A 24,667-nucleotide genomic window follows, 5' to 3' on the forward strand; every position below is an offset into this window, starting at 1 on the left:
CAAGCAGCCCGCGGTGAGAGCCGTGGCCTGATGGGGGCCCACCCACCTAGGTGGGGCGGCGAACGACACTCACTCGTTCACCGCCCCACCGACTCAAACCCGGTCCCAGACCGGGCCTTCCGGCGTGTCGGTGACCTGAACGCCGAGCCTCTTCAGCTCATCCCGTACGGCGTCCGCCCGGGCAAAGTCCTTCGCCGCCCGAGCGAGCTCCCGCTCCGCCACCAGTTTGTCCACCGCGGCCGTGTCGACGTCCGCCGTACTGGTGACGTCGAGGTCGCCGGATGGCAGGCCCAGGACCGCGTAGCTCGCAGCGACGATCAGCGCTTGACTCGCCGTCGACAGCGCCGAGTCCCGCAAGGCGTCCTGCAGTACGGCGAGCACCCGCGGCGTGTTCAGGTCCGTGCTGATCGCTTCGTCGATCTGAGCGAGTACGGCGCGAGTCGCGTCGTCGCCGGCCGCGGCGTACGCCTGCTCAGCGGTCTCGACCTCCGGCAGCGGTCCAAGGGCTTTGACCCGGCGAACCAGCTTCCGCAGCGTGGCTTGGGCGCTGTCGAGCGCAGGCAGCGTGAAGTCGAGCTGGGTGCGGTAATGGCCGCCGAGCAGGAACAACCGGAACGCCTGTGGGTGATAGCCCTGATCCCGCAGCTCACTGATCGTCAACGCCTTGCCGGCCGACTTGGCCATCTTGGCTTCGCCTAGCCGCAGGAACTCGTTGTGCATCCACAGCGGTACCCATGGCTTGCCGTCGCCGAGGTAGGCCTCGCTCTGCGCGATCTCGTTGACGTGATGCAGCTGCCGGTGGTCGACACCACCGGTGTGGATGTCGAGGTGCTCACCGAGCAGCTCCATGCTCATCACCGAGCACTCGAGGTGCCACCCTGGTGCGCCCCAGCCCCACGGCGAATTCCACCGCATCGCTCGGATCTGACCTGGCGCCTCGGCCCGCCACAGCGCGAAGTCGGTCTTCGCTCGCCGGCCCGGAACCTGTTCGACCCGGGCCCCTTCGAGTTGACCACTCGCGTCGACGAGACCCAACGCGCCGTACCCGGGGTCCTTGGACGTGTCGAAGTACAGACCGGAGGGGATCTCGTACGTGAAGCCGCGCTCGACGAGCCGCTCGGCGAACGCGATCATCTCGCTCACGTAGTGCGTGGCCCGCGGGTAGTGCTGGGCGGGCAGGATATTCAGCGCGGCCAGATCGGCGAAGAACGCCTGGGTGTACGTCTCGGCGAGCTCCTCGACCGTACGGCGTTCCCGTTCCGCGGCCACCTCGAGTTTGTCCTCGCCCAGCTCGGCCTCGGCCACCGCGTGACCGACGTCGGTGATGTTGATGACGTGCTCGACCTGCCAGCCCTTCCACAGCAGGGCTCGCCGCAATGTGTCGGCGAAGGTGTAGGCGCGCAGGTTGCCGATATGCGCGTAGCTGTACACGGTCGGCCCACAGCTGTAGAGGCGAACCAGGCCCTGGTCAGCTGGTGTGAAGGTCTCGATCCGGCGCCCTAGGGAGTTGTACAGCTTCATCCGCGGATTTTAGTGCCCCCAACGGTCGGGCACTCTGGATCGTCTTGGTCTTCGAAAGCTGAACCGAGAGAACGGGTGCGGATGGCTGACTGGGAACGAGCCTTCGAAGAACTGCTGGCTGGTCGGGGCGGTGCTCTGCGCGCGTACGCGTACCTGCTGACCGGTGAGTCGGCCGCCGCCGCGGATCTGGTCCAGGACGCCTTGCTGAAGGTCTTCGGCCGGCTGCGCGTCGGGAGCGACGTCGTCCAGCTCGAGGGCTATGTACGCCGGGCGATGCTGAACCAGTTCGTCGATGGCCGCCGGCGGGCCGGACTGTGGAGAGCCAAGCGACACCTGCTGGTCCACCCCGCTGAGCACCACGACGAGGACCGGCTGCTGACTGACGTCGTACGGCAGGCCCTGGCCACGCTGTCACCCAAGCAGCGGGCGTGTGTGGTGCTGCGGTACTACGAGGACCTCACCGTCCCCGACATCGCGGAACAGCTCGGCTGCGCACAAGGCACGGTCAAGCGACACCTGGCCGATGCCCACGCCAAGCTCGCCACCCGGCTCGCCGTACCCGAGGAGACGATGAAATGACCGATCTGAAAGAGCTACTCCGTACTGCGGCCGCCGAGGCTGAGAACGTGAGTGTCGACGGCAGTGCGCTGCTCCCCCACATCCGTCGTCGCAGGCGCGTCCGCTCGGCCGCTGTCGGCGTGGGTGGCGTCGCGGTGGCGACCACGCTCGCTATCGGTGCGTACGCCGTACTGCCTGGACCTGCGGTTGTGGAGCAGCCGCCGGTGAGCGGGGGACCCACCAAGCCGACGGGCGGTCCGACGTCCGCGAAGAGTGGTGACGGGCTGCGGTGTGGCAGCAGTGTCGTGGTGACGGATCGGTCCGGCACGTCCGAGCTGTTGGTCTCGCAGAGCATGATGCAGGAGACGATGAAGCGGGAGGGTGCCGGCTGGCGCGGAACCCTGTCGGTCAAGGTGACCAACACTGCCAAGGTGACGCTCTACGGAGGGAACCCGCCGCAGGACTACCTGGTCGCGCAGGAGAAGGGCAAGGCCGGCACTGTGCTCGGGCGGGCGAAGGTGACGCTCGCTCGGGATAGCACCGTGTTGCAGCCCGGTCAGTCCAAGTGGAAGGACGACGTACCGTTCCTGGTGACGAGCTGTGACGGGAAGCGGATGCCGGGCGGGTGGTATCTCGTCTACCTGGACGGGAAGTCGAAGGTGGCGGTCGGGCGCGTGCACCTGAGCTGACCCCGGCGGTTTGCCGGATCGTCCGGCAATCTTCAGGCGGTAAGACGTTTCGCGGCAGTAGCCGGGCGGGCAGGATGACAGGCGACCGATCCCATCCGCCCTGGGAGTCGCTGTGCAACGCTCGCTCCGCCCGGTCCTGATCCTCACCGCCGTCCTCGCGCTGCTCGGCTTCGGCATCACGCCGTCGACCGCCGCGACGCCGATCACCGTCGCCACGGCGATCGGAAGACAGGACGGCTCCACCGCTTCCGTCACCGGGTACGTGGTCGGCCAGCCGACCGCCACCAGCACGGTGGTCCGCAGCAACTTCCCGAACGACTACGCCCTCGCCCTCGCGGACTCCGCGAGTCAGACGAGCACCGGGTCGATGCTGTACGTGCAGATCCCGGCCGCGTTCCGCGCGTCGTACGGACTGCAGAGCAACCCCGGGCTGATGGGGAAGCAGATCACCGTCACTGGCACGCTGGCGGCGTACTTCTCGCACGCGGGCCTCAAGGACGCGACCGCCTTCACCGGCGGCGGCGGGTCGACGGATCCCGGCGACCCGTCGGACTACTACGCCCCCGCCGCAGGCAAGACCGGCGCAGCGCTGAAGGCCGCCCTGCACACGATCATCGCCGACCAGACCAAGCTGTCCTACGACCAGGTCTGGAACGCCCTCAAGGACACCGACCAGGACCCGGCGAACACCAACAACGTCATCCTGCTCTACTCCGGCCGCTCCCAGAGCAAGTCCACCAACGGCGGCGGCGTCAACGACTGGAACCGCGAACACGTCTGGGCCAAGTCCCACGGCGACTTCGGTACGGCGACCGGCCCCGGCACCGACATCCACCACCTCCGCCCCGAGGACGTCTCGGTCAACTCAGCCCGCGGCAACCTCGACTTCGACAACGGCGGCACCACCGTCACCGAATGCCCCGGCTGCACCGCCGACGGCGACTCGTTCGCCCCGCGAGCGGCAGTCCGCGGCGACGTAGCCCGGATGATCCTCTACATGGCCGTCCGCTACGAAGGCGGCGACGGCTGGCCGAACCTCGAGCCCAACAACTCCGTCAACAACGGCAGCGCCCCCTACATAGGCAAACTCACAGTCCTCAAAGCCTGGTCCGCCGCCGACCCACCCGACGCCTTCGAAAAGCGCCGCAACGAAGTCATCTACACCACCTACCAACACAACCGAAACCCCTTCATCGACCACCCCGAATGGATCACGTCGATCTGGCCCTGAGCCCAGTCGCCAGCACGGTGTTGCCGATCGGGAGGGCTGGCGTTGCCCGTCGAGTTGGGGGGTTGCCCCTTGAGATTCTCGATGGGCAACCCCCGAGCGGGAGGGAGAACCCGTCTGTTGGGGGGTTGCCTATCAAGGCGGGTCAGCGAGTGAGATGCGTGCTGCGGTCCGGGGTTTTGGGGGTGGGGCGGCCGTTCGTTGTTGGTGTCGGGTGGTTGGTGGGTTGGGGGGTGGCGTGGGTGAGGCGGGTTTGGAGGTAGGTGCGGAGGCCTGGGTCGGCGAGGGTTAGGTGGGTGGGGGTGGCTCGGAGGAGGCCTTGGGTTAGGGGGCGAGTGGCGGCGGACTCGACTGGCCAGCGGGAGGTTGTTGCGGGGGGCAACGGGATGCCGGTGGTGGTTTGGGCGGCTTGGGCGAGGAGGGATTTTTCGGCGGGGGTGCAGTTGTGCCAGGCGGCCTCGTAGAGGGGGCGGGAGGACTCGTTGTGGCGGGTGGTGGCCTGGTGGGCTACGGGGGTGGTGAGGCCGGTGGTGGGGTCGGCTAGGTCCAGGGCGGTGGTGGCGAGGGCGCGGAGGCGGGCTGGGTTGCCGTTGGCGGCTTGGACCAGGTGGTCTACGGCTTCGGGAGTGTGCGGTACGGCGGCCTGGCGGAGAGGCTCGGCGAGGGCGGGGCGAAGTTCGGCGTCGGTGAAGGGTTCCAGCTTGCGGAGGTCGAACCGGGTGACGACGTCGGTTTCGATGCCGGCTTGTCCGCCGGAGGCTTCGAGGAGGCGGCTCGTGGTTTGGTTGCTGCCGGCGGCGATCAGGAAGACGGGCTGACGGTTCTGTTCCAGGCGGGCGGACAGTTCGGTCAGGGCGACCAGGTCGCGGTCGGAGGCGTTGTCGAGGTTGTCGACCATGAGCAGGAGCGGTTCGCCTTTGGCGGCTGAGATGGCGCCGAGGCGGTCGGCGAGTTCGTTCAGGGTGCTGCCGACCTCGTCTGGTTCCTCGGACTCGTGCTGTTCTTTCGCGACAACCTGGAACGCGCCGGGCACACCCACCCGCACCTCGTTCCCCGCCTGCGGCCGTCTCGTCCGGCCGGCCAACTGGTCGAGATCTTTCTTCAGCGTGCGCGCCGCACCGGCACCGAAGTGTTCCCGCACCGTGTCGAGGTCCTGACTGATCGCCCGAATCAGCCGGTTCTCCAACGGCTCCCGCGACGACGCCTCCACCCGCACGGCAATCCACCCTTCGCGAGCCGCCAGCCCCTGCGCCCGATCCAGCTCGCGACTCTTCCCCATCCCGGGCTCTCCCGTGAACAGCACCGTCGTCCCACCCGGCACCCGCTGATCCAACGAGATCGCCCGGCCCTCCCCATCCTTACGATCCACCGTGTACGACGGCGCCCGCGTCGTACCGAGCACCCGTCCTGCCGTCCAACCGGGTCCGGCTGCGCTGGCCTCCAGGGAGGAGGTGCTCGCGAGGGAGGGGATTTGGGGTGCTGGTTGGGCGAGGGTTTTGTTTAGCCAGGAGTGCATTCCGGGGTCGGTGACTGTTGGTTGGTCGGTGGTTTCGCGGATTAGGCCTCGGGCGACCAGTTCTTGGCGGGCTTCGTCTAGTTGTTGCCATTGGCCCGGAATGTCGGCGAGCGGCACACCGGCAGCGACCGCCGCCAGCACTGCCTTCTGGGGGTTGGTGCTTTTGTCCCAGCGGGCTTGGTAGAGGACGGCGGAACGGCTGTGCACCCGCTCGATCGCCGCCGCGGCACCTCCAGCCGTGATGCCATCCGGCGAGAGTGCCGTATCAGCCAAAGTGCGCAGCCGGCCAGGATCACCGTTGGCTGAGCGCACCAACGAAGACACACCGGCTTGCTCATAAGGGATTCCGGCCCGGTCCAACGGCACAGTGAGAAGAGACGTCAGCTCGGGGTCGGACAGCGGAGCGAGCTCGCGGAGCTCGAAAGGCATTCGTTGGGAGGCGGCGAGCAGACGGCTGGTTGTCATCGTGCCGCCGGCTGCGACTAGCCAGACCGGGCGTCCGCTGTTCTGCAAATGCTCGGCGAGCTCGCTCAACCCAGCCAGGTCGTACGGCGACGCCGCGTCGACGTTGTCGACCATGAGTAGCACCGGGCGATCCGGCGAGAGTTCGCCGAGCCGGTCGGCGACGTCGTGCAGTGTCGTTCCGAGGTTGTCCAACGGCGTCGCATCCCACTGCTTCTTCGTGACGAACTGAACCGGCCCGCCACCGATCCGCACCTCGGCCCCGTGCTGCACCTTCCGCTGCCGCTGAGTCAGATCCCGGACCGCTCGACGCAGCTTCCGGACCCGGAACCCACCGAACTCCCGCCGCAACTTCCCAAGATCCGCACCGATAGCCCGAGTGAACCGGTGCTCCAACGGTTCCCGCGCCGACGCCTCGACGCGGATCGCCGTCCAGCCGTGCCGCTCAGCCAACTCGGCCGCGTGATCGAGCTCGCGGGTCTTCCCCGCCCCAGGCGGTCCCGTGAACAGGATCGCCCGCCGTTCGGGCAGCACCGGCGCGAGCGTGACCGCCCGCCCGAGCCGGTCGGTCCGCGCGACCGCGTGCGCCGGAAGCCGCGGCGTACCGAAGACCTGGCTCATGCTGCCCAGCCTGCGGACCGGACCCGGTCGCCACATGACCACCGGGTGAACACCGACCCCGGATCGCCCGAACAGCACCTGTCGACAGCCCACGGAGCACGAGTACTGGTCTACTCGCCGACACCATCGCGCAGACCTGTCCCAATTCTCTTGGTATGTCGCCAGTGAGACCCGCACTGTCGATGTCATGGCAACCAAACGAGTAATGGCGGCGCTCCTCGCAGCGCCCCTGGGGGCGCTGTTGCTCGGCGCACTTCCCGCAAACGCGAGCCCGGACCCGAAGCTGAGCGTCAGCGACGTTCAGCTGAGCAAGACGGCAGTGTCCGTCTCCGGCTTGGCCGTGACGAAGGTCGATGTGACCGTCAAGGCCGGCTACAACTCCGACGACCCGCAGGACGAGAACACGGTCCTCACGGTCTACCTCGACCGCACTGCCGGTTCGGGGATCGACAGCATCGGCACGGTCGCGCTCAAGCGCACGGCCGGGACCCTGAAGAACGGTACCTGGACCGGCGTCCTGAACGTTGGTTCCGCCGCGAACGGCACCTTCAAGGTGACCGGCGTCGGTGACGGCGTGTACGGCGACATGGGCGGCGGCATGCCCGACGACCCGACCGCGTTCGACGGGCCGAGTCTCGCGGTGACCGGTACGCACATCCCGAAGGTCAGCCACGTGCAGACGCCGGCCGTCGTACCGGCCGGCAAGCCGTACTCGATCAAGTGGATGGTGACCGACACCGCGACCGGTAAGCCGTATGGCACCCCGGTTCCGCTGGAACTGGGCAACGGCTTCTCCTGCCAGGAGACCGCCACCCACGGCGTCACGGTGAAGACCGATGCGGCCGGCAACTACATCGAGAAGTTCACGGCGGCCGAGCAGGGCGACGACATCTGCGGCTCGATCCGGGTCGACCCCTACCCGACTACCGCCGACCGGTTCTACGCGAAGCGGTCCGGGGTGCTGTCGGCGGTCCCGTCGAAGACGAGCGCCAAGGTCGGCACGAACGTTCCGGTCAACGGCACGCTCACCGGCTATGCCACCGGTTGCCGCGTGTACCTGCAGAAGCTGAGGGGTGCGAGCCAGTGGCGCGATGTCGGCAGCGCCTTGGTGCGCAGCAGCGGCCGCTTCACGTTGACGGCGACTCCGGCGGTCAAGGGCAAGATCTACTACCGGGCGCATCTCCCCGAGGGCTGCGGCGGCTACATCGAGCTCATCAGCAAGACCTTCACCATCACGGGCCTCTGACCCGTTGTCCGAACGGCCGCCCCGGGTGCTCCCCACCCGGGGCGGCTGCATTCTGGTCTAGTGGGTGGTCGGGGGTGGCCGCACGCTGTACCCATGACCAACCGACGACTCCTCGCCGCCCTCGCCGCGGTTCCGCTCGCCACCGCGGTGATCGGGACAGCACCGGCGTACGCCGATCCTGATCCGGACCTGACCGTGAAGAGCGTCGAGATCGACGCGAAGAACGTGTCGGTGCACGGGGTCGCGATCGCCCACGTCCCTGTGACGGTGCGGGCCGGTTTCGCGAACCATCCGGAGAGCTCGCAGGTGCGGCTGAACGTCTTCCTCGAGCGGACCAGTGGGCCCGGCCCGCTGACCACCATCGTGTCGACCAGCTTGAAGCGGACGGCCGGCACGATCAAGGACGGCACCTGGACCGGAACTCTCAACATCGTCTCGACCGCGAACGGCACCTTCAAGGTCAGCAAGGTCTACACGGACTGGTGGGTCGAGCCGGGCGCGGCCTGGGAGCCGACGCCGGTCGTCAACGGCCCGAGCGTGGACGTCGAGGGCGGGCACTACCCCAAGGTCACCGCCACGGTGACCCCGAAGGTGGTGCCGGTCGGCAAGCCGTACTCGATCAAGTGGGCAGTGACCGACAACTTCACCGGCAAGCCGTTCAACGGAATCTCGATCACGGCCGATGTCGACAGCGAGTGCGGCCCGGACAAGACCGCGCTGGTCAAGACGAACACGTCCGGTGTCTACACCAAGTCATACAAGGCGACTGACGCGAGCAGGGCCAACTGCTTCGACGTGTACGCCGACCCGTACGCGACCAGCGGCCTGCACTTCAAGGTTCCGCGGCTGTCCGGTATCTCGGCGATTCCGTCGCGGACCAGCGCGAAGGTCGGGTCTATCGTGCCGGTCAACGGCTCGATCACCGGTCCGCCGGTCGGCTGCAAGGCGAACCTGCAGCGGCTGTACGGCGCCAGCCAGTGGCGCACCGTCGGTACGGCGACTGTCCGCGCCAGCGGCCGATTCACCCTGAACGCCCAGCCGGCGTACCGGGGGAAGATCCCCTACCGCGTCCTGATGCCGTCCTGCCTCAACTACGTCACAGCCTCCAGCAAGTCGTTCACCATCACGGGAGTCTGAATGAAGAGACAGTTGGTAGCCACCCTGCTCGCGGTCCCGTTGGCCGGAGCGGTTCTGACAGCTGCACCGGCGAACGCGGAGCCGCCGGACATCACGGTCGACTCGGTCCTGATCAATCGCCCGAGCGTCGCGGTCGCCGGTCTGAACACGGTGCCGGTGACGATCACGGTCAAGGGTTCGATCACCGACGGCGACCCGTCCCGCACGGACACTCCCCTGTACGCCGACCTGAAGCGGAGCGGCAGTGTCCCGGCGAATATCGACTACCTGTGGTCGGACTCGCTGAAGATGGTGTCGGGCAATGAGACGAACGCCGTCTGGCAGGGGAAGGTGAACGTGCCGTCGACCGCGAACGGCTCGTTGAAGATCACCGGCCTGAACATCGGCACCTTCGACCCGGCGTCGGGCAGCAACATCCCGCCGACGCCGGTGAACGGGCCGGCGATCCAGGTCACCGGGGTGCACCAGCCGAAGTTCACCGCGGCCCCGACGCCGTCGATCGCGAAGCCGGGGACGGCGGTCACGATCCGCTGGCAGGTCACGGACTCGGACACGAAGAAGCCGTACGGCACCAGGCTCCGCGTCATCGTTGCTGATGACAACGGGTGTGTCGAGCGGGTCGGCGGGGCGGGCAGCGTGCTGACCGACACCAACGGCGTCATCCTGAACAAGACGGTCTCCGACGACGCCATCCACTGCCTGCTGATCCCGGGCAGCCAGGCGCCGATCGGCGGTACGTCGATCCTGCTCCGGCACCCCGGTGTGGTCACTGCGGTCCCGTCGCGGACCAGCGCGCCGGTCGGCACGATCGTGCCGGTGAACGGCGTCGTGAAGGTCGCTCCGCTGTACTGCCCGGTCAACCTGCAACGACTGTACGGCGCGACCGCGTGGCGGACCGTAAGCACCGTCAAGACCGATTCGCGCAAGCGCTACACCCTGAAGGCGCAACCGGCGTACAAGGGCCGGATTCCCTACCGTGTGCAGTTCCCCACATGTTCGAACTATGTGACCGCGGTGAGCCCGACATTTTGGATCATTGGTACATGAAGACTCGTAACATTTTGACGACTCTGGGCGCTGTGACCCTCGCGGGCGCGGCGCTCAGCGCCGTACCGGCTCAGGCCGAGCCGCTCGACCTGCAGGTCGAGTCCGTGAAGTTCGACCGTGCGTCGGTCGCCGTCTCCAGCCTGAACACGGTTCCGGTGACGATCACCGTGAAGGCCACCTACAAGCTCGGCGTGGCGAACCAGCCGATGTACGTCGAGCTGAACAGCCACGACTCCAAGCGCACCGACGGCACCCAGGTGTTCTCGGAGCCGCTGAAGCTGATCTCGGGAACGGGCAAGGACGGCACCTGGGAAGGCAAGGTGAACGTCCCGTCCACGGCTGACGGCCGCCTCGACGTCGACGGCGTGTACGCCGGTGTCCTGAACCGGTCGCTGAAGGCCAAGACCCCGGACAACGACCCGGTGACCGGAGTGTCGCTCGCCGTCAACGGTCTGAACATCCCGAAGATCACCCGGAAGCTCAGCGTCAGCCCGGTGCCGTTCGGCAAGTCGTACTCGATCACCTGGCAGGTCCTGAACTCGACGACCGGCAAGCCGTACGGGTCCCGCCTCAAGGTGCTGCACCCCAAGGGTGACGCGTGCCTGGAGGCCAAGGGTTCCGCGGGTGCGCTGCTCACCAACGCCGCCGGCGTGATCGTCACGAAGCACGCGCCGGCCGAGGCCGACAAGCTGAACTGCCTGCTGATCCCGGGCACGCAGGCTCCGATCGACCACCACATCCAGCTCGTGCCGCGGCCGGGCATCGTGGCCGCGACGCCGGACAAGACCAGCGCCAAGGTCGGTACGACGGTCTCGGTCAAGGGCAATGTCGCCGGTATCACCTACGGCTGCACGGTCAACCTGCAGAAGCTGTCGGGTGCCACCGCATGGCGCACGCTGCGTAGCGCCAAGCTCTCGGTGAGCAGCCGCTACACGCTTCCGGCCGCGATCACCGCCAAGGGCAAGGGCACCTACCGGGTGCAGTTCCCCAAGTGTGACAACACGCTGGCCGGTGTCAGCCGGAGCTTCACCATCACCGGAGTCTGAGTTCTGGTCCACTCGCTCCGCCCGATAGCGCACTTGTTGAGCGCGCGTGTAGGCGGAGTGGGTGGTCCGGCAGCACCCTGAGGTATGCGGATAAGACGAGTGGTTGCGGCGCTCCTCACGGCGCCGTTGGTGGGTCTGGCGCTCGGCGCCTCCACCGCGCAGGCCGATCCGGACCCGAACCTGACAGTGACGGCGGCCCGGATCATCAGGACGACGCCGGTCGCGGTGTCGTCGCTCAACACCGTGCCGGTGACCGTCGAGGTCGACGCGAAGTACACCTGGCCGGACGCGGGCCCGGACACGACGCTGTTCGGGATCCTGGAGCGCTCCGCCGGTTCGGGCCAGCTGAGCTACCTCTTCACGACCCCGCTCAAGCGGTACGCGGGAACCACAGCGAACGGTCAGTGGCGTGGCATCGTGAACGTGCCCTCGACGGCGAACGGCAAGTTCGAGCTCACCGGGGTGATGGTCGGGCAGTACTGGCCGGGTAGCGGTGACATGACCGACCCGACGCCAGTCCCGGGCGTGCCTCCTACGCTGACGGTGGTCGGCACCAACCAGCCGAAGATCACCGCGCGGGTGATTCCCGACCCGGTGCCGTTCGGCCAGGGCTATTCGATCCGGTGGTCGGTCATCAACGGCCAGACCGGTAAGCCCTACGGCTCCCGACTGAAGGTGGCGCTGGAGAACGACAGCAGCTGTGTGGAGAGCTTCGGCGGTTCGAACGCGCTGACCGACACCAACGGCTACGTCACCAAGTCCTACCCCGCCAGCATGGCCGGGTTCCTGAACTGCCTGCTGCTGCCCAGCAACCCGTCCCCGCTGGGCTGGCTGTCGATCGGCATCAACCGTCCCGGCATCGTCACGGCGACCCCGTCGAAGACGAGTGCTCCGGTCGGCTCGATCGTGCCCGTCAACGGTGTCGTCATGGGCGCCCCGACCAACTGCCCGGTCTACCTGCAACGCCTGTACGGCGCGACCGCGTGGCGCAACGTCGGTACGGCGAAGGTCCGGCAGGGCAGCGGCAAGTTCGTGCTGAACGCACAACCGGCGTACAAGGGTCTGATCTATTACCGGGTGTCGTTCCCGGCTTGCTACAACTACCGGGCCGGCGTCAGCAAGACCTTCACAATCAGGGGTCTGTGATGCGCCCGCGGATGATCGCAGCGCTCCTGGTGGCGCCGCTGATCGGTCTGGCGCTCACCGCGCCCGTCGCCCAAGCGGCTCCGGATCCGAACCTGACAGTCACGGCAGCCCGGATCCCCAGGACGACGCCGGTGCTGGTGTCGTCGCTCAACACGGTCCCGGTGACCGTCGAGGTCGACGCGAAGTACACCTGGCCCGACGCGGACCCGAACACCACGCTGTTCGGGATCCTGGAGCGCACCGCCGGTTCGGGGCAGGTGAACTACCTCTTCACGACCCCGCTCAAGCGGTACGAGGGAACCACGGCCAACGGCAAGTGGCGTGGTGTCGTGAACGTGCCCTCGACGGCGAACGGGAAGTTCGAGCTCACCGGGGTGATGGTCGGCCAGTTCTCGCCTGGTAGCGGTGACATGACCGACCCGACGCCAGTCCCCGGCGTGAAGCCGACGCTGACCGTCACCGGATCGAACCAGCCGAAGATCACCGCCCGCGTGATCCCCGACCCCCTGCCGTTCGGCAAGGGTTACTCGATCCGCTGGTCGGTCATCAACGGCCAGACCGGCAAGGCCTACGGCACGAAGCTGCGCGTCTGGCTGGCCAACGACAACGGTTGCGTCGAGAGCTTCGGCGGTCCCGTCTACCTCACCGACACCAACGGCTACGTGACGAAGGCCTACCCGAGCTCCCTCGCTGAGTACGGCAACTGCCTCCTGCTCCCCGGCAACCCGGCCCCCAACGGCGGCCTGAACGTGCGGCCGAACCGCCCCGGGATCGTCACGGCGGCCCCGTTCGAGACAAGCGCTCCGGTCGGCAAGATCGTCCCGGTGCACGGCCAGGTCGCCGGTCAGCCGTTCGGTTGCCCGGTCCACCTCCAACGCCTGTACGGCGCGACTGCCTGGCGCACGGTCAGTTCCGCGAGAGTCCGGCCGGCCAGCGGCGTATTCACCCTGCAGGCACAACCGCCGTACAAGGGCCTCATCTATTACCGGGTGTCCTTCCCGGCCTGCTACAACTACCGGGCCGGCGTGAGCAAGACCTTCACGATTCGCGGGACCTGAGTACTGGTCTAGTGGGGCGCGCCCCAGCCCCCATCCTGGACCCATGAAGAACCGACGCTTGCTGGCGGCGCTGGTCGCGACGCCTTTGACGTTTATGACACTGGGGACGGCGACGGTCGCGCAGGCGGCCGGGCCGGACCTGAAGGTCGGATCGCTGGTGTTGAGCCGCGGGAGTGTCGCGGTCTCGTCGCTCAACACCGTTCCGGTCACGGTCACGATGACGGGCTCGGCCAAGCCGAGTGACTACGACACCTTCTACGTCGAGTTCACCGGTGGGCAGCGCGACCTGTACTCGATGCCGATGAAGCTCATCAAGGGCACGCTCGACGACGGCACCTGGCAGGGCGTGGTGAACGTGCCGTCGACGGCCAACGGCACGATCAAGGTCACCCGGGTGATCGCGGGCTCCTTCTTCTTCGGGTGCACGCAGTGCACTTTCGACTATCCGGTGCCGGTCAACGGGCCGACGCTGGCGGTGACCGGGGTGCACATCCCGAAGATCGTCGGTACGTCGACGCCGAAGGTGGTGCCGATCGGCAAGCCGGTGGCGATCACCTGGACGATCACGGATTCGCAGACCGGTAAGCCGTACGGCACCAGGATCAAGACCTGGCCGGGCAAGGACAACACGTGTACCGAAGGAATCCCCGACGTCGTACTGACTGATGTCAACGGCCGGCTGACGCTCCAGGACAAGTCGAACTACGGCCTGTACTGCCTGCGGATCCCCGGCAACCCCGGTCCCATCGCCGGCGACGCGATCCTGGTGAAGAGCTCGACCACCGTCGCGGCCACGCCGTCGAAGACCAGTGCGCCGGTCGGCACGATCGTCCCGGTCAACGGCACCGCGCCGTACGCGGCCGGCTGCACCATCAACCTGCAGCGTCTGTATGGCGCCTCGCAGTGGCGCACGGTCGGTACCGCGAAGGTCCGCACCAGTGCCCGGTTCACGCTCAACGCGCAGCCGGCGTACAAGGGCAACATCCCTTACCGCGCTCAGCTTCCGGCCTGCTACGACATCGTCGCGGCCACCAGCAAGCCATTCACGATCAAGGGGATCTGATGCGAGTACTTGCGGCACTTCTGACCGCGCCATTGCTGGGCGTGGCATTGAGCAGCGCGCCGGTCGCGCAGGCCTCGCAGGTCAAGGTGGTTGCGGCGAAGGTGACCTTGAGCCGTACGACGGTCGCCGTGGCCTCGCTCAACACCGTGCCGGTCACCGTCACGGTCGAGGGTTCCGGCCATGGTGAGTCCGTCTACGTGCGGTTCAAGCGGGTCAGCGGCAGCGGTCCGGAGGACGAGTTCTTCTCGATGCCGCTGAAGCTTGTCGACGGCAACGGAAATCCCGGTCTCTGGCGGGGGACGCTCAACGTGCCGTCCACCGCCAACGGCACCATCGAGCCGGACGGCGTCTACTCGGGCGAGTACATCTACGGCGCCGAACCCGGCGAGCCGGACCCGGTCAGCAGCCCGCCTGTCCTGACGGTGAACGGCACCCATGTGCCGAAGCTGACCGCGCTGATCACGCCGAAGGTCGTGCCGTACAACCAGCCGTGGACGATCCGGTACACGGTCACCGACTCGCAGACCGGCAAGCCCTACGGCACCAAGCTGAAGCTGTGGGTCCGCGAGGACAACCGCTGCGTCGAGAGCCTCGGCAACGAGACCAGCCTGACCGATGCCAGCGGCAACATCACCCTCAAGTACGGCGCCTCCCCGAACGGCGACTGGCTGCATTGCATGATGCTCCCGGGCAAGCCCGCCCCGGTCGGTGGAATCGCCGCCCTGGTCAAGCGCCCGGCCGCCATCTCGGCCACCCCGTCGAGGACGAGCGCGCCGGTCGGAACCATCGTTCCCGTCAACGGCACCGTCACCCACGGCGGCGGGTGCCCGGTCAACCTCCAACGCCTGTACGGCGCCAGCGCGTGGCGCACGGTCGGCACCGCGAAGGTCCGTGCCAGCGGCCGGTTCACGCTCAACGCTCAGCCCGCCTACAAGGGCAACATCCCGTACCGGGCCCAGCTCCCCGCCTGCTACAACAAGGTCGCCGGCGTCAGCAAGACGTTCACGATCAGAGGAGTCTGACGATGAAGAAGTTGCTCACGGCAATGGCTGTGCTACCGCTCGCCGGGGCCATGCTGGCGCCGACGACGGCATCGGCCTCGCCGGATCCGGATCTGACGATCACCAGCATGACGATGAACAAGACGAGTGTCGCGGTCAACGGCCTCGCCACCGTGCCGGTCACCATCACGCTGACCGGTAGTTACAAGGAGGATCCGGATCACGTCCTGACCGCCGTCCTCAAGCCGCAGGGTAAGCCCGCGGCGGACAACCTCTTCGCGGAGTTGCAGCGGGTGTCCGGTACCGACGAGCACGCCACCTGGCGTGGTGTGGTGAATGTGCCGTCGATGGCGAACGGGACGATGAAACTGGTGGGGGCGGTCCCGACGAGCTACGCCAACTGGCTCTACATCCCGTGGGTGACCGAGACGCCGTACGACGGCGCGGAGCTGGCCGTACAGGGGACGCACATTCCGAAGGTCACCGGCGTTCAGGTGCCGGACCCGGCGCCGTACGGCAAGCCGTTCAAGATCAAGTGGACGGTGACCGACACGGCCACCGGCAAGCCTTACGGAACCAAGGTCCGGATGGCGTTCGGCGGTGGCGAGTCCAAGTGTTACCTGGGTGACCCGGTGCTGACCGGCACCGACGGCGTGCTCTACACGGGAGGCGATGGCGAATACACCTGTCTGCACTTCCCGGCCGCCCCGGCGCAGTACTACGGCATGGTCGTCCGGACGAGTTACGCCCGGTCGGTCTCGGCGACACCGTCGAAGACGAGCGCGCGGGTCGGAACCATCGTTCCGGTCAACGGCACCTCGGCCCCGCAAGGCAACTGCACGGTCAACCTGCAGCGTCTGTACGGCGCAAGCCAGTGGCGGACCGTCAGTTCCGCGACGATCCGGACCAGCGGGCGATTCACGGTCAACGCACAACCGTCGTACAAGGGGAAGATCCCGTACCGCGTCCTGGTCCCGTCCTGCTGGAGCTTCGTGGCCGCCTCGACCAAACCGTTCTACATCCAGGGAGTGTGATGAAGGCAGTCCGTGCAGTACTCACGGTGTCGCTTGTCGGTGCGGTGCTCGGCGTCGCCCCGGCCGCGCACGCCGAACCGGGTGACGTGGTCACCGGCGTCCGGCTGAGCAGGACCAGTGTGGCGGTCTCGTCGCTGAACACTGTGCCGGTCACTGTCGAGGTCGACGCCAAGTTCCCCGGCGAAAGCCCCGATCAGACCCTGCATGCGATCCTTGAGCGCGTTGGTGGCACCGGTCAGTTGGACGACCTCTACTCGGCCAAACTGACCCGGTACGAGGGCACGACCGACAACGGCAAGTGGCGCGGTGTGCTGAAGGTACCGTCGACCGCCAACGGCACCTTCCAGGTCCGCTACGTCATGACCACCGGCGATCTGTACTTCGAGACGGGCGACGAGCCGGCGGATGTGGTGAACGGTCCCAAGCTCACCGTGACCGGCACCAACCAGCCGCGGATCACGGTCAAGCAGCTCAACGCACCGAGCCCGGTCAGCAAGCCGTACACCTTCCGCTGGTCGGTGATCAACGACCAGACCGGCAAGCCGTACGGCAGTCGGATCAAGGTCACCCTCGATCAGGACACCGGGTGCAAGTTCGGCGGCCCGACGACGATCCTCACCGACACTGCGGGCTACGTGACCATGACGTACGCGGCCGAGCGGACCAGCGTCCCACTGACCTGCCTGACCATCCCGGGCGGTGACCCGTTCCCGATCGCCAAGGGCTGGGCCAACTCCCCGAGGCGGATCCCTACCGTCTCGGCGAAACCAGCCCGGACCAGCGCTCCGGTCGGCACGAAGGTCGCGGTCAACGGCAACGTCACCGGTAGTTCGAACCGGTGCCCGGTGCACCTGCAGCGGCTGTACGGCGCGAGCCAGTGGCGAACGGTCAACTCCGGGCAGGTTCGCGACGTCAGCTACCGCTACACGCTGACCGCCCAGCCGGCGTACAAGGGCAATATCCCCTACCGGGTGTACTTCCCGGCCTGCTACAGCATGACGGCCGCCACCAGCAAGAGTTTCACCATCCGCGGAACCTGAGTTTGTGAGCAGTTGGGGTGCGTGGGCTAGCCTGAGTTAGGTAGACCTAACTTTTCGCTGCGAGAGGATCACAGTGGCCAGCCCCGCACCCCGCCGTAACCGCACGTGTAAGCGGGCCGTGGTCCGTCGTACCGAGCGGATCACTCCCCACATGATCAGGGTCGTGTTCACCGCCGACGACTTCGTCGACAACGGCACCAGCGACCACTACGTGAAGCTGTTGTTCGGCAAGCCCGGCGTCGAGTACGCCGAGCCGCTCGACATGGGCGTTGTCCGGGAGACGCTCCCGTCCGACCAGTGGCCGACGATGCGGACCTACACGGTGCGCACCTTCGACGAGGCCACCAAGGAGCTGACGATCGACTTCGTCCACCACGGTGACGAGGGCATCGCCGGCCCGTGGGCCGCGGCCGCCCAGCCGGGTGACGTGGTTTGGTACAACGGCCCGGGCGGTGCCTACGCGCCGGATGCATCGGCCGACTGGCACCTGCTGGTCGGTGACGAGAGCGCCCTGCCAGCCATCGGTGCGGCCATCGAGCAGCTGCCGACGGGCGCCAAGGCGGTCGTGTTCGTCGAGGTGGAGGACGAGACCGAAGAGCAGAAGTTCAGCGATGTCGACGTGACCTGGTTCCACCGCGCTGGGGGTGCCGCCCGCGGTGACGCCCTGGTCGCGGCGGTCGAGGGGCTCACGTTCCTCGAGGGTGACGTGCAGGCGTTCGTGCACGGCGAGGCCGGGTTCGTGTTCCGGATCCGCAAGCACCTGTTCACCGACCGCGGCCTGACGCGCGACCGCGTCTCGGTGTCCGGCTACTGGCGTGTCGGCAAGAACGAGGACGGCTGGCAGGCCGAGAAGGCCGAGACCGCCGCCAAGGAACGCGCGGCGGCCGGCAACTAGGCCGTCGTACGGCGGCGGTCCAGCAGCTCGATCAGGATCGCCGCCTGGTTCGTCGGCAACACCCAGTCGTCCCCGGACGCCTGCAGGATCACGGCCGGCCCGGGCGTGCCCACGACCGTCAACGCGATCGGGAACTTCAGCCGCTCCGCACCACTCAGCGTCGCGTCGAACGTCCCGGTGATCGCACTCAACGGGTACCGCCGAATCTGCTCCTCACCCCGCGCAGTCGGCGAACTCCGGATCTCGACACTGGCCGCGCCGAGCAGGACGGTCGCGAGCGGCGTACCGCGCAACTGAAAGACCAGCTCGTACGGCGATTCCGCCAGCTCGGGCACGACCGGAACGAGCAGCGCCAAGTTCGCCCGCCTCGCGAGCAGCAACCCGATGAGCAGCCCGGCGATCGCGGCCGGAAGCGCAAGAATCGCCGGCCACCACACCCCGATCACCAGCGGGTACAGCGACGCGACCAACCCAGTCACCGCGCCGAACATCCCGCCGACCCCGGCCCACCACCGCGGCAGATACCGATGCTTAGGCAGCAGGAACAACCCCACCCCAAGCATCGCCACCGGCACCACACACCCGATCCACGCCGCGGCCGGTCCGCGCGAACTCACCCACGCCACGATCGCCAACAGCGCCACGGGGATCCCGACGTACACGATCCCCACAACCCGCTGCACCCGCCGGTGCCTTCGCTCCACCTCAGTCACGGGAAAACCCAAGCACATGAACGCTTCAACACCTACTGTGCCGAGGGTGATCGTGATTCCACCGCAGCTGATCGAGTCGCATGAGGACGAGTCCCCCGAGTGGTTGGCCGGGCTGCCGGCGCAGCTTGACGAGTACCTGGATCGCTGGAAGCTCACCCGTACCGGCGACTTCCTCAACGGCGCCGCCTCACTCATCGTCCCGGTGGTTCGAGTGGACGGAACACCGGCGATGCTCAAGTTGCAGCCACAGAACGAAGAGAGCGAAGCCGAGGCACTCGCCCTCCGCACCTGGTCGCCCGATGACGTGGTCACCGTCCTCGAGGACGATCCGGCGACCGCCACCCTGCTGCTCGAACGCCTGCACGACCGCACACTGAACGCCGTACCGGATCACGTCGAGGCGACCCGCATCCTCGCCGAGCTGATGGCCCGCCTGAACCTGGTCCCGGCGCCACCCGAGGTCCGCAAGCTCGCCGACATTGCGGCCGAGATGATCGAGGACGCGGCCGACCTCAAGCTCGCCGACCCGGAGGAGCAGCGACTCCTCCAGCGGTACGCCGATCAGGTCCGCGAAGTGATGAGTGAGCCTGGCGACCGCCTGCTGCACTGGGATCTGCACTACGGCAACGTGATGGCGTCCGACCGGCAGCCGTGGCTCGTGATCGACCCGAAGCCGCTGGCCGGTGATCCGGCGTTCGAGCTGTTCCAGGCGCTGCACAACCGCTGGGACGACCTGGTGGCGACCGGCAACCTCGACCAGGCGATCCGCGACCGCTTCGACCTGATGCTCGAGATCACCGGCATCGACCGCGATCGGGCCCTCGCCTGGACCGCCGGCCGCGTCCTGCAGAACACGATCTGGGACGAAGAGTTCGACCCGACCCAACTCGTCATCGCCACGGCCCTCAAGCTGTGATTACATAATTACATGACGACTCCGACGCTCTACGAATGGGCCGGCGGCCACGAAGCGCTGCGCCGCCTCACCGAGGTGTTCTACGACCGCGTCCTCGACGACCCGATCCTCGCCCCGGTCTTCGCGCACATGAGCGACCAGCACCGCGAGCATGTGGCGCTGTGGCTCGGCGAGGTGTTCCGCGGCCACAACCGCTACACCGAGGAGCTCGGCGGCTACCCCGCGATGCTGTCCCACCACATCGGCCTTCAGCTCACCGAAGAGCAGCGCTCCCGCTGGGCCGCACTGATCGCCGCGAGCGCCGATCCGGCCGGGCTCCCCGACGACCCCGAGTTCCGCTCAGCCTTCGTCGCGTACGTCGAGTGGGGTACCCGGATCGCACTGGCCAACTCACAACCCGGCGCCACCCCACCACCGAAGGCGCCCGTCCCCCACTGGGGTTGGGGCGAAGCGCCGCCGTACCAGCCTTAAGTAACGCCGTAGCTGACGAGACAAACACCCCAGGAGGACACCTCGGGACTGGTCGTTGGATACAGTCGCGGTTCACGACAAATCTCGGGAGGGACCCGTGACCGCTCAGCTCGAGTATCCCGAGATCGACGATGACAACGCGCTGCTGTCGATCCAAGGCCTCTGGAAGGTGTTCGGCCCCAAGGCCCAGCGCGTACCCCGGCGGCCGGAGCTCGCCTCGCTGGACCGCGCCGCGCTGGCCGCCAAGACCGGCTGTACGGCGGCGGTCCGCGACCTGAGTTTCAACGTGGCACCCGGTGAGGTGTTCGTGGTGATGGGCTTGTCCGGCTCGGGCAAGTCCACGCTGGTCCGCTGCCTGACCCGGTTGATCGAGCCGACCGCGGGCAGCCTGATCTTCGAGGGCGAGGACCTGCGCGCGGCCGACGAGAAGCGGTTGCGGGCGCTGCGCCGGAGCAAGTTCTCGATGGTCTTCCAGCACTTCGGCCTGCTGCCGCACCGCAAGGTGATCGACAACGTCTCGTACGGCCTCGAGGTCCGCGGCGAGAGCAAGCCCGATCGCCGCCGCCGGGCCCAGGAGGTCATCGACCTGGTCGGCCTGGCCGGCAACGAGCACAAGTACCCGGAACAGCTCTCCGGCGGTATGCAGCAGCGCGTCGGCCTGGCCCGCGCGCTCGCCAACGACCCGGACGTGCTGCTCTTCGACGAACCGTTCTCCGCGCTCGACCCGCTGATCCGCCGCGAGATGCAGAACGAGGTCGTCCGCCTGCACCGCGAGGTCGGCAAGACGATGGTCTTCGTCACCCACGATCTGTCCGAGGCCCTCAAGCTAGGCGACCGCATCCTCCTGATGCGCGACGGCGCCGCCATCCAGCTCGGCACCGGCGACGAACTGGTCGGCGCCCCCGCCGACGACTACGTCCGCGACTTCGTCCGCGACGTACCGAGAGCCGACGTACTGACCCTCCGCTGGATCGCCCGCCCCCCGCGCGACGGCGAACCCCTCGACGGCCCCGAACTAGGCCCGGACACCCTGGTCCGCGAAGCAACCCGCCTGGTCCTGGAGTCCGACCGCCCCGTAAAGGTGGTCTCGGAAGGCCAGCTGCTAGGCGTCATCAGCGACGAAGAAATCCTCGCCGTAGTCGCCGACCCGGCCGACAAGCACTGGTCCGCACGCCCAGCGGACTCCCGCCGGGGCGACTCGCGCTCGGCCGACCGCCCGGGCGGCTCCTCTCCCACCAGCTCCGCTTCCTGATGGCGGCTATTACCAGCGACGTGCAGGTGGAGGTACGTCGCCCTCGGCGCAGCGTGATTATCGGCGTGCTGCTTGTGGTGTGGGTGGCGGCGTACTTCCTGCTCAGCGGGATCGACACCCTGCCCCTCGGCGGTCAGGAGACGACCGGATTCCACCGCTGGCTGACCGAGAACCGCGACTTCGTCGGCCAAGGCAACGTCGTCTTCGACGCGATCCGGACCGCCGTCGGCCAACTCGTCGTACTGCTCCAAGACCTCGTATCCCAACCGTCATTCGGCCGACCGGTACCGGTCGTCGGCTGGCTCGGGGTCGTGGCGATCTCGGCGTACCTGGCCTGGGCCTTCGGGAACTGGAAGGTCGCGCTGCTGACCGCCGCCGGGCTCCCGTTTGTCGGGCTGCAGGGGCTGTGGCAGGAGAGCATGGACACGCTCGCCCTGACCATCGCGGCCGTCCTCCTCTCCCTCCTCGTAGCGATCCCACTCGGCATCTGGGCCGGTCTCTCCAACCGAGCGTTCAAAGTCGCGACCCTCGTCCTCGACCTGATGCAGACGCTGCCGACGTTCGTCTACCTCGCGCCGCTGACCTTGTTCTTCGCGATCGGCCCAGCCGCGGCCACGATCGCGACCCTCATCTACGCCGCACCTCCAGCCGTCCGGCTCACCGCGCACGCGATCCGCTCGGTACCACCCGAGAGCGTCGAGGCTTCCCGCTCACTCGGCTCGACCCGCGGTCAGACGCTCACCAAGGTCCTGCTGCCGATGTCCCGCAGTACCGTCGTCGTCGGCATCAACCAGACCATCATGGCCGCGCTGTCGATGGTCACCGTCGCCGCGCTGATCGACGCGCCCGGCCTCGGCCAGACCGTCCTCAAAGCCCTGCAGACACTGGACGTCGGTGTCGCCTTCAACGCCGGTCTGGCGATCGTCGTGATCGCCATCGTCCTCGACCGGGTCACCACCGCAGCCGGCGACCGCCCTTGGCGGACCGCGAGCGTGCGCCGAAAAATCCTGCTCGGCGCGGGCGGAGTCGGCGTACTGGTCGCGATCTGGTTCTCGCGCACCTACGTCTGGGCCGCGGAGTTCCCGTCCGAGGTCGGCATCGGCTCGCGGATCGCGGTCGTCACCGCCGACGTGACCACCTGGGTGCAGGACGTCTTCGGCGGTTTCACGTACGGCGTTCGCGACGCGGTCACCAAGGGTGTGCTGAATCCACTCGAGGCGCTGCTCACCGGATCCCCGTGGTGGCTGGTCGGCGCGGTCGTTGTCACGCTGGCCGCGATTCTCGGTCGCTGGAAGGCCGCCGTACCGGCTGTTGTCTGTATCGGCCTGCTGGTCGCGACCGGGGTCTGGCAGGACAGCATGATCACGCTGGCCTCGACCCTGCTCGCCACGGTCGTCGTGGTCGCCGTCGGCCTCGCGCTCGGCGTCTGGGCCGGCCGCAACCGCCGGGTCGACCTGGTCATCCGGCCGATCCTCGACGCCGGTCAGACGATGCCGCCCTTCGTGTACCTGGTCCCGTTCCTCGCGCTGTTCGGCACCAGCCGGTTCACCGCGATCGCGGCCGCCGTCGTGTACGCCGTACCGGTCACCACCAAGATCGTTGCTGACGGCATCAAAGCGGTCCCGGTGGCGACCGTCGAGGCGGCGAACTCGGTAGGCTCCAGCAACTGGCAGGTGATCAGCAAGGTGCAGCTCCCGGTCGCCCGCCGGGCGATCACCCTGGCCGTCAACCAGGGCCTCATCTACGTACTCGCGATGGTCGTCGTCGGCGGCCTGGTCGGTGCCGGCGCCCTCGGCTACGACGTCGCGGCCGGCTTCGCGCAGAGCGAGCTGTACGGCAAGGGCCTGGCCGCCGGCCTGGCGATCGTCCTGCTCGGCGTCCTGCTCGACCGCATCACGCAAGCGGCAGCTCCCAAGCCGCACGGAAAAGGAGACAAGCAGTGAAGAAACTCCGGTACGCCGGTGTCCTGACCGCCGCGGCACTGGCCCTGGCCGGCTGCGGCGGCGCGAAGGTCGGTGAGGATCCGAAGCCGTCCGCCGGTGCCAAGGAGTGCGGCAGCTTCAACCTGACCGTCAGCCCCTGGGTCGGCTACGAGGCGAACGCCGCCGTGGTCGCCTACGTCGCCACCAAGGACCTCGGCTGCAAGGTGGTGAAGAAGAACCTCAAGGAAGAAATCGCCTGGCAGGGCTTCGGCACCGGTGAGGTCGACGTGAACCTGGAAAACTGGGGCCACGAGGACCTGAAGAAGAAGTACATCGAGACCGACAAGGTCGCCGTCGAGGCCGGCTCCACCGGCGTCAAAGGCATCATCGGCTGGTACGTCCCGCCGTGGATGGCCGCGCAGTACCCGGACATCACCGACTCGAAGAACCTGAACAAGTACGCCGATCTGTTCAAGACCTCGGAGTCCGGCGGCAAGGGCCAGTTGCTGGACGGCGACCCGTCGTACGTGACGAACGACGAGGCCTTGGTGAAGAACCTTTCGCTGAACTACAAGGTCGTGCAGAGCGGTAGCGAGACCGCGCTGATCCAGGCTTTCCGTGATGCGGAGAAAACCAAGAAGCCGCTGCTGGCTTACTTCTACGAGCCGCAGTGGTTCTTCAACGAACTGAAGCTGGTGAAGGTCAACCTCCCGGCGTACAAGCCCGGCTGCGACGCGGTCCCCGCGAAGATCGCCTGCGACTACCCGCCGTATGACCTGGACAAGATCGTCTCCAAGAAGTTCGCCGACTCCGGCAGCCCCGCGTACGACCTGGTCAAGAACTTCAAGTGGACCAACGAAGACCAGAACGCGGTCGCCCGCATGATCGCCGTCGACAAACTGTCCCCGGACGCAGCCGCCGAGAAGTGGGTCAACGCCAACCGAGCCAAAGTAGACACCTGGCTGGGTAAGTAGCAGTCACCCCGGAGCGAGGTGGTCATCCCCCTCGCTCCGGGCACGCGCGCTCCTTCGTCGCGTGCTCCGCCCGTGCGCCCCACCCACCCGTTCACGCGGCTGCCGCCGCTT

Annotated in this window: 22 protein-coding genes; 19 read left to right on the plus strand and 3 right to left on the minus strand. The window is 67.5% G+C overall.

The annotated features are described in order from the left end of the window. Positions 1–93: 93 nt before the first annotated feature. The gene (gene cysS, locus ACFTSF_RS00635) at positions 94–1,521 is read right to left on the minus strand and encodes a cysteine--tRNA ligase (protein ID WP_380151802.1); all 1,428 of its coding nucleotides are present in this window, start codon (positions 1,519–1,521) and stop codon (positions 94–96) included. Between the two features lie 81 nt (positions 1,522–1,602). On the opposite strand from cysS, the gene ACFTSF_RS00640 reads away from it, so the two are divergent. The 3 genes from ACFTSF_RS00640 (at position 1,603) to ACFTSF_RS00650 (ending at position 3,999) form a co-directional block, all read left to right on the plus strand. Beyond that, positions 1,603–2,100 (plus strand): SigE family RNA polymerase sigma factor, encoded by a 498-nt coding sequence (locus ACFTSF_RS00640; RefSeq protein WP_380151803.1) that lies wholly within the window; start codon positions 1,603–1,605, stop codon positions 2,098–2,100. Then, entirely contained in the window at positions 2,097–2,768 is a 672-nt protein-coding gene (locus tag ACFTSF_RS00645) for a hypothetical protein (protein ID WP_380151804.1), read from the plus strand. The genes ACFTSF_RS00640 and ACFTSF_RS00645 overlap by 4 nt, the downstream gene beginning before the upstream one ends. A gap of 112 nt (positions 2,769–2,880) precedes the next feature. Then, positions 2,881–3,999: an endonuclease gene (locus ACFTSF_RS00650; RefSeq protein WP_380151805.1), complete on the plus strand. Its 1,119-nt coding sequence runs from the start codon at positions 2,881–2,883 to the stop codon at positions 3,997–3,999. Positions 4,000–4,141: 142 nt separating this feature from the next. Here the strand turns inward: ACFTSF_RS00650 and ACFTSF_RS00655 are convergent, their stop codons facing one another. Further along, positions 4,142–6,595, minus strand: a complete 2,454-nt coding sequence (locus ACFTSF_RS00655) for an AAA family ATPase (protein WP_380151806.1) — start codon at positions 6,593–6,595, stop codon at positions 4,142–4,144. 187 nt (positions 6,596–6,782) lie between these two features. On the opposite strand from ACFTSF_RS00655, the gene ACFTSF_RS00660 reads away from it, so the two are divergent. From ACFTSF_RS00660 to ACFTSF_RS00710, 11 genes are all read left to right on the plus strand, one after another. Continuing rightward, entirely contained in the window at positions 6,783–7,841 is a 1,059-nt protein-coding gene (locus tag ACFTSF_RS00660; RefSeq protein ID WP_380151807.1) for a hypothetical protein, read from the plus strand. Between the two features lie 93 nt (positions 7,842–7,934). Continuing rightward, positions 7,935–8,978 carry a hypothetical protein gene (locus tag ACFTSF_RS00665; protein ID WP_380151808.1) on the plus strand — a complete coding sequence of 348 codons (1,044 nt, stop codon included), beginning with the start codon at positions 7,935–7,937 and terminating at the stop codon, positions 8,976–8,978. Further along, a complete protein-coding gene (locus tag ACFTSF_RS00670) occupies positions 8,979–10,025 on the plus strand; it encodes a hypothetical protein (RefSeq protein ID WP_380151809.1) in 1,047 nt (348 codons plus the stop codon). It begins immediately after the preceding gene. Next, entirely contained in the window at positions 10,022–11,071 is a 1,050-nt protein-coding gene (locus ACFTSF_RS00675) for a hypothetical protein (RefSeq protein WP_380151810.1), read from the plus strand. Before ACFTSF_RS00670 ends, ACFTSF_RS00675 begins: the two co-directional genes overlap by 4 nt. Before the next feature lie 99 nt (positions 11,072–11,170). Next, complete coding sequence (locus ACFTSF_RS00680; protein WP_380151811.1) at positions 11,171–12,217, plus strand: hypothetical protein; 1,047 nt, start codon at positions 11,171–11,173, stop codon at positions 12,215–12,217. Continuing rightward, positions 12,217–13,275 carry a hypothetical protein gene (locus ACFTSF_RS00685; protein ID WP_380151812.1) on the plus strand — a complete coding sequence of 353 codons (1,059 nt, stop codon included), beginning with the start codon at positions 12,217–12,219 and terminating at the stop codon, positions 13,273–13,275. The genes ACFTSF_RS00680 and ACFTSF_RS00685 overlap by 1 nt, the downstream gene beginning before the upstream one ends. 43 nt (positions 13,276–13,318) lie before the next feature. Beyond that, positions 13,319–14,338 carry a hypothetical protein gene (locus ACFTSF_RS00690; protein WP_380151813.1) on the plus strand — a complete coding sequence of 340 codons (1,020 nt, stop codon included), beginning with the start codon at positions 13,319–13,321 and terminating at the stop codon, positions 14,336–14,338. Beyond that, entirely contained in the window at positions 14,338–15,360 is a 1,023-nt protein-coding gene (locus ACFTSF_RS00695; RefSeq protein WP_380151814.1) for a hypothetical protein, read from the plus strand. Before ACFTSF_RS00690 ends, ACFTSF_RS00695 begins: the two co-directional genes overlap by 1 nt. 2 nt (positions 15,361–15,362) lie before the next feature. Next, positions 15,363–16,373, plus strand: coding sequence for a hypothetical protein (locus ACFTSF_RS00700; protein WP_380151815.1), 1,011 nt, complete (start codon positions 15,363–15,365; stop codon positions 16,371–16,373). Then, a complete protein-coding gene (locus tag ACFTSF_RS00705; RefSeq protein WP_380151816.1) occupies positions 16,373–17,413 on the plus strand; it encodes a hypothetical protein in 1,041 nt (346 codons plus the stop codon). Before ACFTSF_RS00700 ends, ACFTSF_RS00705 begins: the two co-directional genes overlap by 1 nt. A 118-nt stretch (positions 17,414–17,531) precedes the next feature. After that, positions 17,532–18,308 carry a siderophore-interacting protein gene (locus ACFTSF_RS00710; protein WP_380151817.1) on the plus strand — a complete coding sequence of 259 codons (777 nt, stop codon included), beginning with the start codon at positions 17,532–17,534 and terminating at the stop codon, positions 18,306–18,308. Here ACFTSF_RS00710 and ACFTSF_RS00715 read toward each other — a convergent pair. Then, positions 18,305–19,021: a hypothetical protein gene (locus ACFTSF_RS00715; RefSeq protein ID WP_380151818.1), complete on the minus strand. Its 717-nt coding sequence runs from the start codon at positions 19,019–19,021 to the stop codon at positions 18,305–18,307. The two genes, ACFTSF_RS00710 and ACFTSF_RS00715, sit on opposite strands and share 4 nt — an antisense overlap. 16 nt (positions 19,022–19,037) lie before the next feature. Between ACFTSF_RS00715 and ACFTSF_RS00720 the strand changes: the two genes are divergently transcribed. The 5 genes from ACFTSF_RS00720 (at position 19,038) to ACFTSF_RS00740 (ending at position 24,556) form a co-directional block, all read left to right on the plus strand. Further along, a complete protein-coding gene (locus tag ACFTSF_RS00720) occupies positions 19,038–19,937 on the plus strand; it encodes an aminoglycoside phosphotransferase family protein (RefSeq protein WP_380151819.1) in 900 nt (299 codons plus the stop codon). A gap of 12 nt (positions 19,938–19,949) precedes the next feature. After that, positions 19,950–20,408: a group II truncated hemoglobin gene (locus ACFTSF_RS00725; protein WP_344160939.1), complete on the plus strand. Its 459-nt coding sequence runs from the start codon at positions 19,950–19,952 to the stop codon at positions 20,406–20,408. Between the two features lie 97 nt (positions 20,409–20,505). Then, positions 20,506–21,660: a glycine betaine/L-proline ABC transporter ATP-binding protein gene (locus tag ACFTSF_RS00730; protein ID WP_380151820.1), complete on the plus strand. Its 1,155-nt coding sequence runs from the start codon at positions 20,506–20,508 to the stop codon at positions 21,658–21,660. A 65-nt stretch (positions 21,661–21,725) separates the two neighbouring features. Beyond that, positions 21,726–23,603, plus strand: a complete 1,878-nt coding sequence (locus ACFTSF_RS00735; RefSeq protein ID WP_380151821.1) for an ABC transporter permease subunit — start codon at positions 21,726–21,728, stop codon at positions 23,601–23,603. Continuing rightward, a complete protein-coding gene (locus ACFTSF_RS00740; protein ID WP_380151822.1) occupies positions 23,600–24,556 on the plus strand; it encodes an ABC transporter substrate-binding protein in 957 nt (318 codons plus the stop codon). The genes ACFTSF_RS00735 and ACFTSF_RS00740 overlap by 4 nt, the downstream gene beginning before the upstream one ends. Positions 24,557–24,667: the final 111 nt, after the last annotated feature.

Origin of the sequence: Kribbella sp. NPDC056951, assembly GCF_042674205.1 — a bacterium.
GTDB classification, from domain to species: domain Bacteria; phylum Actinomycetota; class Actinomycetes; order Propionibacteriales; family Kribbellaceae; genus Kribbella; species Kribbella yunnanensis.